General features: G+C 75.5%; 8 protein-coding genes. 4 read left to right on the top strand and 4 right to left on the bottom strand.

Annotated elements, in window-relative coordinates; all coding sequences use genetic code 11:
- Positions 1–8 precede the first annotated feature (8 nt).
- Both LIX60_RS19600 and LIX60_RS19595 read right to left on the bottom strand, forming a co-directional pair.
- Entirely contained in the window at positions 9–1403 is a 1395-nt protein-coding gene (locus LIX60_RS19600) for a serine/threonine-protein kinase (protein WP_227959635.1), read from the bottom strand.
- A 176-nt stretch (positions 1404–1579) separates the two neighbouring features.
- Positions 1580–3277: a serine/threonine-protein kinase gene (locus LIX60_RS19595; protein WP_227959634.1), complete on the bottom strand. Its 1698-nt coding sequence runs from the start codon at positions 3275–3277 to the stop codon at positions 1580–1582.
- Positions 3278–3839: 562 nt separating this feature from the next.
- Between LIX60_RS19595 and LIX60_RS19590 the strand changes: the two genes are divergently transcribed.
- The 4 genes from LIX60_RS19590 to LIX60_RS19575 all read left to right on the top strand — a co-directional run bounded on the left by LIX60_RS19590 (position 3840) and on the right by LIX60_RS19575 (position 12188).
- The gene (locus LIX60_RS19590; RefSeq protein WP_227959633.1) at positions 3840–7919 is read left to right on the top strand and encodes an FHA domain-containing protein; all 4080 of its coding nucleotides are present in this window, start codon (positions 3840–3842) and stop codon (positions 7917–7919) included.
- Positions 7920–8435: 516 nt separating this feature from the next.
- Complete coding sequence (locus LIX60_RS19585) at positions 8436–9857, top strand: ABC transporter substrate-binding protein (protein ID WP_227959632.1); 1422 nt, start codon at positions 8436–8438, stop codon at positions 9855–9857.
- Between the two features lie 16 nt (positions 9858–9873).
- Positions 9874–11223: a carbohydrate ABC transporter permease gene (locus LIX60_RS19580; protein WP_227959631.1), complete on the top strand. Its 1350-nt coding sequence runs from the start codon at positions 9874–9876 to the stop codon at positions 11221–11223.
- Between the two features lie 53 nt (positions 11224–11276).
- Positions 11277–12188 carry a carbohydrate ABC transporter permease gene (locus LIX60_RS19575; protein ID WP_227962836.1) on the top strand — a complete coding sequence of 304 codons (912 nt, stop codon included), beginning with the start codon at positions 11277–11279 and terminating at the stop codon, positions 12186–12188.
- A gap of 89 nt (positions 12189–12277) precedes the next feature.
- On the opposite strand, the gene LIX60_RS19570 is transcribed toward LIX60_RS19575, so the two are convergent.
- Complete coding sequence (locus LIX60_RS19570) at positions 12278–12943, bottom strand: YdcF family protein (protein ID WP_227959630.1); 666 nt, start codon at positions 12941–12943, stop codon at positions 12278–12280.
- Positions 12940–13329 carry an ASCH domain-containing protein gene (locus LIX60_RS19565; protein ID WP_227962835.1) on the bottom strand — a complete coding sequence of 130 codons (390 nt, stop codon included), beginning with the start codon at positions 13327–13329 and terminating at the stop codon, positions 12940–12942. The genes LIX60_RS19570 and LIX60_RS19565 overlap by 4 nt, the downstream gene beginning before the upstream one ends.
- Between the last annotated feature and the right edge of the window lie 4 nt (positions 13330–13333).

Below are 13333 nucleotides of genomic sequence, written 5' to 3'. Positions count from 1 at the left end.
GCGGCGGCTCAGGGGGCTCCGGTGGCCTGGGCCGCCCCGGCGGGTACGGCTGGCCCGCCCCGGGCGGGGGCCCGGGGCGCCGAGTGTTCCGTACCCCCGCCCCCGGCGGGCCGGGGGCCGTCGCCGGTGACGGCGCCGTCGGCCGAGGCCGCCAGCCAGCCGCCGAGCCCGGCCACCGCCACCAGGCCCGCCACGACCACGCCGAGCCGGATCCGGCGGCGGCGCAGCGCCTCCGCCCGGCGGCGGGCCGAACCGGGCCGGGGCTCGCCCGGCCTGCGGGGCACCCGCGCGGTGCCGTGCGCCCCGCCCGCGAGCTCGTCCTCGGTGGGAACGCGCATGCTGGTGTGGGTGTCCCGTCCGGAATCGGGCGCGGAGCCGTAGACCAGCGGCACGGCGCCGCGGCGGGGCTGCTCGGGGACCGAGCGGAAGGGTTCGGCCCGCTCCTCCCCGGGGTCGTCCCCGGCGCGTTCGCCGTCCGGCTCGTCCACGTCGAGCGGTGGGAGCCCGGCCAGGCCGGGCAGGAGCTCCCGGAGCCGGCCGGCCAGCTCGGCCGCGCGCAGCCGGGAGGCGGGCGACTTGGCCAGGCACTGGACGAGCAGCTGCCACAGCTCGTCGGGGATGCCGGGCAGCGGGGCCACCGTCTCGGTCACATGGCGGCGCAGCACGGCGCCGGGGTGGCCGCCGCCGAACGGGGTGAAACCGGCCAGCAGTTCGTACAGGACGGTCGCCAGGGCGTAGATGTCGACGGAGGCGCGGGGCGGCAGGCCCTCGACGATCTCCGGGGCGAGGTAGTCGGGGGTGCCGATGATGTTCCGCGCCGCGCCGGCCTGCCCGGCGCGGGGTCCCTGAGCGGTGCGGGGGACCGGTGCGGCGCCGGCGCCGGAGCGCAGGGCGCGGGTGCGGGCGGGGGAGTCGACGAGCCGGGCGACGCCGAAGTCGGTCAGCAGCGCCGGGTGGGCGCCGCCCGGGCCGAGCGGGCCCTCCATGTCGAGCAGGATGTTCTCCGGCTTGACGTCGCGGTGCGCGATGCCCGCGGCGTGCGCGGCGGCGAGGGCGTCGGCCACGTCGGCGGCGATGGCGACGGCGGCCTCCGGGGCCAGCCGGCGCTCCCGTTCGAGGCGGGTGCGCAGATCGGTGCCGCGCACCAGGTCCATGACGAGGGCCAGGTCGTTGCCGTCGACGACGAGGTCGCGGACGCCGACGATCCGGGGGTGGTCGAGGCCGAGGAGCGCGGTGCGCTCCTGGACGAAGCGTTCGACGAGGTCCTCGTCCGAGGCGAGGTCCTCGCGCAGGAGTTTGACGGCGACCGGGCCCTCGGGCCCCTCGCCCAGCCACACCGTCCCGGCGGACCCCCGCCCGAGGATCTGGTGGACGGTGTACCGGCTACCGATCTTGCGTGCCAAGACTGCTCCGACGTGTCATGCCCTCCGCGCGGAGGGCAGGCGTGGGACACCAAGCTACGCGGCCACCGGGGTGTCCGCTGCCCAGGATGGGGCCAACCATCACTTCTGCGCGGTAAATCGGGTCCCGTAAGTCGACAAGTCTCCACAGTCGTGGAGATGTTGCGGCCGGGCCGGTGTCACTGGCCGGCGCCCGGGTCGAGTTCGGGGGCCTTGATGTCGGAGGTGTCGGGGAGCTGCTCGGACGCCTGGCCGAGTTCCGAGATCCAGTCGACGACCTGGCCGATGCCGTCGGTCGTCGCCTGCCAGAAGCTCTTGCCCTCCGCGACCCAGCTCTGGACCGGGGTGAACTCCCAGACGAGCCATCCCGCCAGGATGAAGACCGCGATGGTGAAGAGGCAGCCCTTGAGACAGCCGAGCCCGGGGATCCGCATCGGATTGGCGCTGCGGGGGCGCGGCTCGCGGCGCGGCGCGGGGGCCGGCGGGGGCGGCGGCGCGTACCGCTGGGGCTGCGGTTCCTGCCGGCGGCGGGGCTCCCGGCGCGGCTGGGGCCGGGGCTGCTGCTGCGGTTGCGGGGGCGGCGCGTAGGGGGCCGGCTGCTGCTGTTGCTGCGGGGCCGGGCGGCGCTGCGGGCGGCGGCGGAGCGGGTCCTCGTCCGGATCGAGGTACTGGACCTGGGTCTGCTCGTTGCGGTCGCGGGCCGCGCGCATCTGCGTCTGCCAGGGGTGTTCGCCGTCCTGGCCGTCCCCCGCGCCGGGCGGACCCGGCGGCACCGGGGGCATCGCGCGGGTGGCGCCGGCGTGGTCCGGGCCGCCGGGCCCGCTGCCGGCGGGCAGGAAGGCCGTCTGCGCGTTGGGGTCGCAGGCGCTCGCGCCGGACGGCAGCACCTGCGTCGGGTCGGCGTCCCCGCCGCCGGCGGCTCCCGCGCCGTGGCCGGCGGTGGTGCCGGGGACGGGCGCGGGCGCCGGGTCGGGCGCGAGCAGCGCGGCGACGCCGAGGGCCGCCTCAGCCTGGGCGGGATTGGCGTGCACGCCGACGCCCGCGGCGACCGTGCGGAGGCCGCGGGCGAGGTTGACGGCGCTGGGCCGCTCGTCCGGGTTCTTCCGCAGGCAGTGCTCGATGACCGTCCAGAGCGGTTCGGGGACGGTGGTGGGGCGGCGCGGCTCCTCACTGAGGTGCTTCTGCAGCACCTCCAGGGCCGTCTCCCCCGCGAACGGCGGACGGCCGGTGACCAGTTCGTAGAGGAGGATGCCGCAGCCGTAGATGTCGACGGCGGAGGTCTGCGGGCGGCCCTCGGCGGACTCCGGCGCGACGTAGGCGGGCGTGCCGACGAACTCGTGGGTGCGGGTGAGGCCGGGCGAGTCCGCGAGCCGGGCGATGCCGAAGTCGGTGAGCATCGGGTGCATCTCGCCGCCCGGGCCGGTCGCCAGCAGGACGTTGGCGGGCTTGAGGTCGCGGTGGACGACGCCGTCGGTGTGGCTGGCGGCGAGCGCGTCGGCGATCTGCGCGGTCAGCAGGGCGGTGGCGACCGGTGTGAACGGGCCGTTCTGGCGCAGATAGCGGAAGAGGTCCGGGCCGTCGATCAGGTCCATGACGAGGGCCAGCAGATCGCCCTCGACGACGAGGTCGCGGGTGCGGACGATATTGGGGTGGGTGAGCCGGAGCAGGACCGACCGCTCGCGCAGGAAGCGCATCACGACATCGGGGTCGTGCGCCAGCTCCTCCTTGAGGACCTTGATCGCCACGGCCTCGCCGGGATGCCCGGCCACCGCCGCCTCCGCGCCCGCCGTCTCGCGCTGCCGGGCCCGCCAGACGGTGCCGGTGGCCCCGCGGCCGAGCGGCTCTTCGAGCAGATACTTACTGCCTACCGGCCGCACGTCATGCGCTCCCTACGTCCTGGTACCGGGCCTCGTTCCGCGGAGGGACTCCACGGGGCCGTTCCGCCCCACTCTAGTGCCGTGTTACGGGCGGGCGGCGGGTCCTGCGGCTGTTCTCCGGTTCCCTCCCGGTACGGACGGACACGCCGCGACCCGTACCGGGAGGACGCGGCTGCCGCGCCGATGGTTGCCCGGTGTCCCCCGGTCCGGCCCGGCCCGGGGCGACGCGGGGCCGTCCGGCCCGGGGGCGGAGCCGGTGCTTCCGGGCGGGCCCGACGGAAGTCGACCGGAATGGGGCGCAATCGGTCCTCCGGGTGACAGGGGATGCCGTCGCCGACGCCCTGTGCGGCGCTTTTTGGCCGGACAGGGACGATTCAAGATCGAATAACGGCGGTCACCGGGCAGGATGTCACCGGCAGGTGCGAGGATGCACCCACGCACGGAGGAGCGGGGGGCGGGGGCCCCGCGCTCTGTGGTGACCTGTACGTGCCGAGCGCCCGTGCACGGGCGGGGGACGGACCGGGCCCCTGCCGCGTCCGGGCGGAAGGGACCGCTGACGGCGATGCAGATTCGCTTGACCGTCCTCGGGCCGCTCAGCGGCCACGCCCCGCGTTCCTGCGATGTGCTCGTCACGGCCCCCGCCGGAACGGCGCTCGCCGCGGTGGCCGGCGGCCTCGCGGCCGCCGTGGCCGCCGTCGCGGAGCCCGGGCGCGGCGCGGAGCCCGCCGTCCCCGGCGCTTCCGGCACCCGTGCGGGCGGCGCGGCGCAGAACTCGGCCTCCGTGGTGCTGTACGCGGGCTCCGAACGGCTCGACAGCCGCCACCGCCTGCTGGGCGAACCGCCGCTCGTCGACGGCGCGGTGCTCTCCCTGCACGCCCCGGTCGAGCCCGGACTGCACCCCGGCATCGCCCAGGAGACGGCCGCGCGGGGCACCGCCCGGCTCCACGTCGTCGCCGGGCCGGACGCGGGCGGGGTCCATCTGCTGCACGGCGGGCAGATCCGGATCGGCCGCTCCGCCGACGCCGACGTCCCGCTCGACGACCCCGACGTCTCCCGGCTGCACTGCGCGGTGACGCTCGCCGGGGACGGCCTGGTGACCGTCGCGGACCTCGGCTCGACCAACGGCACCGCGGTCGACGGCGCGCCCGTGGACGGCCGGCCCCGGCCGCTGCCGCCGGGTGCCCTGCTCCGCGTCGGGGAATCGGCGCTGCGGCTGGAGTCCGCGGCGGACGCCGGTGAGGACCCTCCGGCAGACTCCCCCACCGGACCGGGGGCGGTGCGACGGCCGGCGGTGCTGCCCGGTTCGCTCCCGGTGGCGCCGGACGGCGAGGGCCGGCTCCGGGTCGAGCTGCCCGGCGGCATCCCTGCCGTCGCCGGCGGCCGGGCCCCCACCGCGGCCCCGGCCCCGGAGGCCGCCCGGGACGCGACCGCGGCGTCCGGCACCGCGGGTCCGGGCGGGTCCGCGCACGGCGGCCCCTACGGCCGGGGCGGCGAGCACGCACCGGCCGGCAACGGGCCGGACGGACACGGATCCGGCGGGCACGGAGCCCGTGAACAGCCCGGCAACCCCGGGGAGCCGGGGTACGCGGAACACGGGCACGGCGAGCCCGGATATGGCGAATCCGGGTACAGCGGCGCCGGGTACGGCCCGCAGCAGCCGCCCGGCCGGGCGCGGCTGCCCGGACAGCGGGGCCCCGGCGGGGAGCCGGCCCCGTACTCGCCCGGCGAGCGCCCGGACGGCCCCCGGGACCACACGGTGACCGGCCACGGCGACGTCCCCCACCCGTACGGGCGCCCCGCGGGCGAGACCCGCGCCGCCGAGGGCAGCGGTGCCTTCCGCGGTTCCGGTTCCGGTTCCGGTTCCGGCGACGAGAGGCCCCCGTGGCCGCCCGGTGCGCCCGCGCCCGGCCCGGTCCGGCCCGGCGCCTCCGCCGGGGCGCCCCCCGCGGGCGGATACGGCGCCGGCCGTCCCGGTGCGCGGCCCGGCGAGGGCGGCGAGCCGGACCGCCGCGCCGCGCGCCGCGGCCGCGGCATAGGAGCCTGGGCCCGCCGCCTGGCCGGCGGCCGCGCCCAGGACGGGCCCGCCGGGCCCGGCCGTCCGGCCGGTGCCTTCGGTCCGTCCGCCGCCGCTGCCGCCGCGCTGCACCGGCGCTGGCCCGACCCCTCCGAGATCCTGCTCACCGCCCTGGGCCCCGGTCCGCGGCTGTGGGAGCGCGGACCCGGACACCCCGACGCCCTGGTGGTGCGGCTCGGCACGGCCGACCGCGCGGGGGTGCCCTCCTTCCCCGTCACCGTCGGGCTGCGGCAGGCCGGTTCGCTGGGCCTGGCCGGTCCGCGGGCGCGGCTGGCCGGGCTGGCCCGCTCCGTCGTCGCGCAGCTCGCCGCGCTGCACTCCCCCGCCACCCTGGAGATCGTCCTGATCAGCGCCGACCCGGCGCGGGACCTGCGGGACCGGATGGCCGACTGGGCCTGGCTCGGCTGGCTGCCGCAGCTGCGTCCGGCCCACGGCCAGGACTGCCGCCTGCTGCTCGCCTACGACGCCGAGCAGGCCGCCGCCCGGATCGCGGAGCTGGCCCGCCAGGTGGAGGAGGCCCCGCCCCCCGGGGCGGCCGGACACGGCACCGGCGGCCCGGCGGCCCGGGGTGACGGCCCGTACACCGTGGTCGTCCTGGACGGCGATCCCGGCTCCCCGGAGCTGCGGGGGGCCACGGCCCGGCTGGCGTGCGCCGGTCCGGCCGCCGGGGTCCATCTCCTCTGCGCGGTGGAGACCCCGGCCGCCTCCCCCGCGGCTCCGCTGCTCGCCAACTTCGAGACGGCCCGCGCGGTGTCCCCGGCCTTCGGGGAGTGCGGTGCGGTGGCGATGCTCAGCGGTGAGGTGGCCACGGCGCTCCGGCTGATACACCTTCCCGCCGACCGGCGCGGGGCGCACGGACCGGGAGGCCCGGCCGCACCCGCCGCGGGCTCCGCCGTGGCCGCGTACGGCGGCCACGGGGCGCACGGCCACGCCGCCCCGTACGGCACGGCGGCGGACCTCGCCGCCCCGTACGGCACGGCGGCGGGCCCCGCCGGGCCCGGCGGTCCGCCCTCCGGCGACCCGGCGGACACCCACGGCATCGCGTCCCGCGCGGTGCCGGTGGAGCGCACCCCGGGCGGTCGCCGTCCCGGGGTGCCGGACAACGGCACGGCCGCGGTCGCCGACGCCGTGTCCACCGCCTGGGCCGAGCGGTTCGCCCGGTCGCTCGCGCCGCTGCGGCTGCCGGACACCGGGGCCGGGGCACATGGTCCGGGCGGATCGCGGCGGGTGGCGGTGACGCTGCCGCGTGCCGCGCGGCTGCTGGACGAGCTGGGGCTGGCCCGCGCCACCCCCGCCTCCCTGACGGCCCGTTGGGCCGCCGCGGCCGACCCCGGGACTCCGCCGGGCGGGCAGCTCTGCGCGGTGCTCGGCGCGGGACCGCACGGCCCGCTCACCGTGGACGTGGCGGCGGAGGGCCCGCATCTGCTGGTCGAGGGCGGCGCGGGAAGCGGCAAGACGGAGCTGCTGCGGTCGCTGGCCGCCTCGCTGGCGGCGGCCGACCGGCCCGACCGGCTGGCGATGGCGCTGGTGGACGGCGGCGGGCTGCGATCCCCGCAGCCGGAGGCCCGCGGCGAGGGCCTCCGGGCCTGTACGGACCTCCCGCATGTGACGACGTATGTGACCGGTGTCGACCCGGTGCGGATGCGGGCCTTCGCCCAGGCCCTCAGCTCGGAACTGAAACGGCGGGCCGAACTCCTGGACGGGCTGGACTTCTCCGGGTGGCACACCCGGTGGGCGGGCCGTGCGGAGCGGCCCGCGCGGCGTGCGGCGGAGCGCCCGGGCGGAGACCGGCGGAGCGGTGATCTGGAGCCGGAGTCCAGCGGCACGCTGAAGCTCCGGGTCCGCGGCGGCCGTTCCGGGGAGGGCGGCGCCCCGGCCGCGGGGGCCGGCCCGGCCGGAACGCACGGAAGTCCCCTCGGTGGCGCGCCGGGAGGCACCGCCGCGGCACCCGCCGGTGCGGTGCCGGCCCCGGCCGGGAGTGCGCGGAACGGCGCGGCCGCCGGGGCGGAGCCGGAGGCCCGGGCGGCGGCCGGTCCGGAGGCGCTGCCCCGGCTGGTGGTCCTCGTCGACGACTTCGACGCCCTGCTGTCGCCCGCGCTCGGCAGCACCGGCCGCCCGGCGGCCGGCTCCGTGGTGCGGGCGCTGGAGGCGGTGGCCCGGGAGGGTGCCCGGCTCGGGGTCCACCTGATCGCGGCGACCGGCCATCCGGAGCGCACCGCCGGCACCGCGGCGGCGGAGACCGCCGGGCTGCGGGTCTCCCTGGAGGTGCTGCCCGCCGTGACCGACGGGCCGGAGAAGGCCGGGGCGACGGCGGGGCGCGGCCGGCTGACCGGCCCCGACGGCTCGGTCGTCTGGTTCCAGGCCGGCCGGGTCACCGGCCGCATCCCGCGGACGGCCACCCAGCGTCCAACAGTGGTGCCGCTCGACTGGGAACGCATGGGCGACCCCCCGACGCGCCGCCCGCTCCGCGAACTGGGCAACGGGCCGACCGACCTGGCGCTGCTGGCCAGCGCGCTGCAGCGGGCGGCCGAGTCCGCCGACGCGGCCCCGGCTCCGCCGCTGGTCTGACAGGGGCCCGGGCCCGCCGTCGCCGAGCGGCCCGCCGCGGCCCGCCGCGGCCCTCCGCGGCCCGGCCCTCGGCGCGGAAGCGGCGGGCCGGGCCCGGTGCGACCGGCACGGGCGCGGGGCGCGCCCGGCCCCGTACATGCCCCGCCGGCCGCCCCCGGGTGTCTGCTGCCGGCGCACTCCGCCCGGGCCGCGGTCCGCCCGCTCGTCCCCGGGAACCGTTCACCGCGTGAAAAGGGTCCGGGTACCCCGCGACCGCCCTGCCCGAACGGGTTTCCGGGTGCCATCCCCTACGCGCGTTCAACAAGTCTGACTGCCCATCACGGCCCGGTCACAATCGGTCAGTTGATCACCGTCCCGGTATTGCGACCGCTCTCCTCCGGGGCATAGGACTGTCGCACAGTACGTACGGGACGAGCCCCGTGCGGTCGTCCGCCTTGCGGGCGCCGCACACGGGCCGGCCCCCTCACGGGGGTTCACGGGTGGGGCCCACGCGGGACCCAGGAGAGGTCGGGCACAATGCGCACAACTCTCACCACCGCGAACGGAGCGGCACGCGGAGCGCGCTCCGCAGGCAGTCACACACGACGCACCACACGGGCCGTGCTGGCCGCCGTCACCGCGAGCGCGCTGGCGCTCACCGCCGCGGGCTGCGGCGGAGGCGGAGACGACGGGAAGGACGGCGAGAGCGGAGGTGAGGGCAAGAGCGCCGTCACCGTCGACCTGCCGAAGCTCACTGGGGAGAAGCTCCAGGTGGCCGCCGTCTGGACGGGGGCGGAGCAGAAGAACTTCAAGGCCGTGCTGGACGAGTTCGAGAAGCGGACCGGCGCCGAGGTCTCGTTCGTCCCGACCGGCGACTCCATCTCCACCTTCCTCGGCACGAAGATCGAGGGAGGCCAGCCGCCGGACATCGCGCTGCTCCCGCAGGTCGGCGCGCTCAAGCAGTTCGCGGCCCAGGGCGAGCTGAAGCCGGCCGGCGAGGAGGCGCAGGAGCAGCTGGAGAAGAACTTCTCGCAGGGCTGGCGCGATCTCGGCGCCCACGAGGGCAAGCAGTACGGCGTCTACTTCAAGGCCGCCAACAAGTCCCTCATCTGGTACAACACCGCGGCCTTCGAGAACGCGGGCGTGGAGGAGCCCGGCACCTGGGACGACTTCCTCCGGACCGCCCGCACCATCTCCGACTCGGGGGTGGCGCCGGTCTCCGTCGGCGGCGCGGACGGCTGGACGCTCACCGACTGGTTCGAGAACGTCTATCTCTCCCAGGCGGGCCCGGAGAAGTACGACCAGCTCGCCGAGCACAAGATCAAGTGGACCGACCCCTCCGTCAAGGAGGCGCTGGAGACCCTCGGCGAGCTGTTCGGCGACAAGACACTGATCGCGGGCGGCCAGCAGGGCGCACTGCAGACCGAGTTCCCGAAGTCCGTCACCCAGACCTTCGCCGGCGGTGACGCGCCGGAGGCCGCCATGGTCTTCGAGGGCGACTTCGTGGCCGTCAACATCTCCTCGGACACCAAGGCGGAGATCGGCACCGACGCCAAGGTCTTCCCGTTCCCGGCCGTGGGCGAGGAGTCCCCGGTGGTCAGCGCCGGGGACGTGGCCGTCGCGCTCAAGGACGGCAAGGGCCCGCAGGCCCTGCTGACCTTCCTCGCCTCCACGGACGCCGCCGAGATCTGGGCGAAGGCCGGCGGCTTCATCTCGCCCAACAAGGAACTGGACCTCAAGGCCTACCCGGACGACGTCCAGCGGGACATCGCCAAGGCCCTCGTCGACGCGGGCGACGACTTCCGCTTCGACATGTCCGACCAGGCGCCTGCCTCCTTCGGCGGCACCAAGGGCGAGGGCGAGTGGAAGGCGCTCCAGGACTTCCTCAAGAACCCCGACGACGTGGCCGGTGCCCAGAAGCGGCTGGAAGCGGAAGCCGCCAAGGCCTACAAGAACTGACGGGCGGCCGCGACCGATGACGACAGCGACCGCGGGGGGCGCCGCCACACCCGGCGCCCCGCCCCCCGTCACCAAGAAGGGCGTGGCCGGCGCCCGGGCCTGGATCGCGGCGTGCTTCCTGCTGCCCGCGCTCGTGCTGCTGGCCGCGCTCGTGGTCTACCCGATCGGGTACTCCGTGGTGCGGAGCTTCTTCGACACGGAGGGCACCGCCTTCGTCGGCCTGGACAACTACGGCGAGCTGTTCTCCGACCCCGGCACCCGCACCGCGCTCAAGAACAACCTGGTCTGGGTGATCGTCGCCCCGGCCGTCTCCACGGCACTCGGCCTGATCTACGCCGTGCTGACGGAGCGGGTCCGCTGGGGCACCGCCTTCAAGATGATCGTCTTCATGCCGATGGCGATCTCCATGCTGGCGGCGGGCATCATCTTCACGCTCGTCTACCAGCAGGACCCGGAGCGCGGGGTCGCCAACGCGGTGTGGACGGGCATCCACGACACCTTCTCCGAGTCCTCCGCCTATCCCGGCGCCCGGCCGCGGCCGAACACGGGCATCGAGAAGACGGCCGGCGGCTCCTTCACCACCGAGGAGACCGTACGGGCCGGGGACCCGGCCGGGCTGCCGCTGGTCGGCATCCCCCCGGCCGAGATACCGAAGGACGCGGCGGAGGCCGTGGCCGCCGAGCCGGACGGGGACAAGGTCACCGGCACCGTCTGGCTCGACTTCACGCCCGGCGGGGGCGGCGAGGCAGGGGTGATCGACCGCGACGAGAAGGCCCTGGCCGGGGTGAAGGTCGAGGCGGTCCGGGACGGCGAGGTCGTCGCGAGCGCCGAGTCCGGCGAGGACGGGACGTACAGCCTGCCCGCGAGCGCGGCCGGGGCCCAGCTGCGGCTCCCCGGCTCGAACTTCACCGAGGCGTACAACGGCATCAACTGGCTCGGCCCCAACCTCGTCACCCCCGCCATCATCGGCAGCTACATCTGGATGTGGGCCGGTTTCGCGATGGTCCTCATCGGGGCGGGGCTGGCGAGCGTGCCACGCGAGCTGATGGAGGCGGCCCGGGTGGACGGGGCCAACGAGTGGCAGGTCTTCCGCAAGGTGACGGTGCCGCTGCTGGCACCGGTGCTGGCGGTGGTGACCGTCACCCTGATGATCAACGTGCTGAAGATCTTCGACCTCGTCTACATCCTGGCGCCGGGGGCCACGCAGAACGACGCCAACGTCCTCGCCCTCCAGCTGTATCTGCTGTCCTTCGGCACCGACGCCGAACAGGGCGTCGGCAGTGCGATCGCCGTGGTCCTGCTGTTGCTGGTGGTACCGGTGATGGCCTTCAACATCCGCCGCATGCGAAGGGAGCGACGCCCGTGAGCGCCTCGACGGATACGGGCCCCGGGGGCTCGGCGGAGCGGAGCGGCCCGGCGGTGGCGAAGACGGGAAGCGCGCCGGGCCCGCGCGGGCCGTCCGGGCCGTCCGGTCCGGCCAGGCCCTCGCTCGTCGCGCGGCTGGCGGCCCGTACCAGTGGCGGGCTGGTGCAGGCCGTGCTGCTGGTGATCGCCCTGTTCTGGCTGACGCCGACGATCGGCCTGCTGGTCTCCTCGCTCCGCGAGACCTCGGACATCGCCACCAGCGGCTGGTGGACGGTCTTCACCGAGCCCGCGCAGCTCACCGTGGACAACTACGCCAACCTGCTCGGGAACGAGGACATCACCACCTCGCTGTGGACGACCGTGGCGATCACGGTGCCGTCCACGGTGCTCGTCATCGTCATCGGCGCGCTGGCCGGCTACGCCTTCGCCTGGCTGGACTTCCCGGGCCGGGACTGGGTGTTCATGGCGGTCGTGGCCCTGCTGGTGGTGCCGGTGCAGGTGGCGCTGATCCCGGTGTCGAAGCTCTTCAACAGCCTCGGGCTCTTCCAGACGCTCGCGGGTGTGGTCTTCTTCCACGTCGCCTTCGGCCTGCCGTTCGCCGTCTTCCTGCTGCGGAACTTCTTCGCGGAGATCCCGCGCGAACTGCTGGAGGCGGCACGGCTGGACGGAGCGGGCGAGATCCGGCTCTTCACCCGGGTCGTGCTGCCGCTGGGCGGCCCCGCGATCGCCTCGCTGGGCATCTTCCAGTTCCTCTGGGTCTGGAACGACATGCTGGTGGCGCTGATCTTCGCGGACCCGGGTTCACCGCCGGTCACCGTGGCGCTCCAGCAGCAGGTACGCCAGTTCGGCAACAACATCGACGTCCTGGCATCGGGAGCCTTCGTCTCGATGGTGATCCCGCTGGCGGTCTTCTTCGCCTTCCAGCGCCAGTTCGTCAACGGAGTGATGGCGGGCGCCGTCAAGTAGCGGCACTCGCTCCGTACACCGCAGTGGGTACTGGCCGCTCCGGTACCCACTGCGGAAGCGGGCCCGCGGGGCCGTCCGCAGGCGGGAGCTCAGAGGATGAGGCGGCCGGTGAAACCGTCGCGGACGAGGGACTCGAAAGCGGCACGCACGTCCCCCGGGACGTCCTGTTCGATGGCGAACCCGAGCCGGGGATACTCGATCACCCGCTGGAGGTCGCCGACGAGTTGGTCGGTGACGAGCTTCTCGTCGCCGATGCTCTTGAGGTAGCCGTCGAATACCAGCGGCTCCGAAGCACAGATCACCTCAGCCTCCGGCCATAGTTTGCGCGCCGTGGCGAAGGAGCGCCGCTCCATGTAGGGCATGGAGATCAGCATCACGCTGTTCACCGTGATCCCGGCACCGGCCAGGACCTCGCGGGAAAACGTGATGTTCTGGCCGGTGTTGCGGGCCCTGGGCTCCACCAGGATCGCCTCGTCGGGAACGCCGAGTTCGATGGCGTGCTCCCGGAAGTGGACGGCCTCACCGCGGGGGAACCGCTCCGGGACGGTGGGATTGGGGCCGCCGGTGAAGACCAGGGTCGGGAAGAGCCCGGCCTGATACAGGCGGGCGCAGTACGCGGGTACACCAAGGTCGTGGCTGCCCAGCCCGATCGCGGCATCGACCTGCCTGACCTGGTGGTGCATCTGGTGATAGTCCCAGAGCAACTCGGCCTGCCGCCGCTGGTCCTCGGTGAGCGTCCGCTGGTCGTCCGTCACGCTGTGTCTCCCAGGTCACCGTCGCCGGAGACGGGGTGTCCCGCACGGGTGCGGGTGAGCTGAAGGGCGAAGACGCCGAGGGCTTCCTTATCGGGCGGGTAGATGTCCCGGATCGCGGTGAGGAGCTGGTCGCGGGTCATGCCGGGTCCGCCGATTACGGCCGGGTCCTCGGCGTCCAGCATCGCGGTGAAGGAGTCGTATTCCGTCACCGCGGTGACGCGGGTGGTCAGCGCCTGGTCCGCGCACGTGATGCGCAGCATGTCCCCGGCGGTGATCCTGCGGATCTTGGGATAGCCGACGCGCACCTCGATGGTCTTCGCGCCCGACGCGATGAGGTCGAAGTAGGGCTTCCGAATGCCGAGGGAATACTCGGCAGGCTGGTACATGCCG

Source organism: Streptomyces sp. S07_1.15, assembly GCF_020739505.1.
Classification (GTDB): Bacteria; Actinomycetota; Actinomycetes; order Streptomycetales; family Streptomycetaceae; genus Streptomyces; species Streptomyces xinghaiensis.
The sequence above is the reverse complement of the archived record's forward strand: the minus strand, read 5'-3'. Positions and strand labels throughout refer to the sequence as shown.

Bases quoted from the DNA above. Each gene is read 5' to 3' on its own strand.
- LIX60_RS19580 (WP_227959631.1), top strand. From the start codon at position 9,874: ATGACGACAGCGACCGCGGGGGGCGCCGCCACACCCGGCGCCCCGCCC.
- LIX60_RS19565 (WP_227962835.1), bottom strand. From the start codon at position 13,329: ATGTACCAGCCTGCCGAGTATTCCCTCGGCATTCGGAAGCCCTACTTC.
- LIX60_RS19585 (WP_227959632.1), top strand. From the start codon at position 8,436: ATGCGCACAACTCTCACCACCGCGAACGGAGCGGCACGCGGAGCGCGC.
- LIX60_RS19590 (WP_227959633.1), top strand. From the start codon at position 3,840: ATGCAGATTCGCTTGACCGTCCTCGGGCCGCTCAGCGGCCACGCCCCG.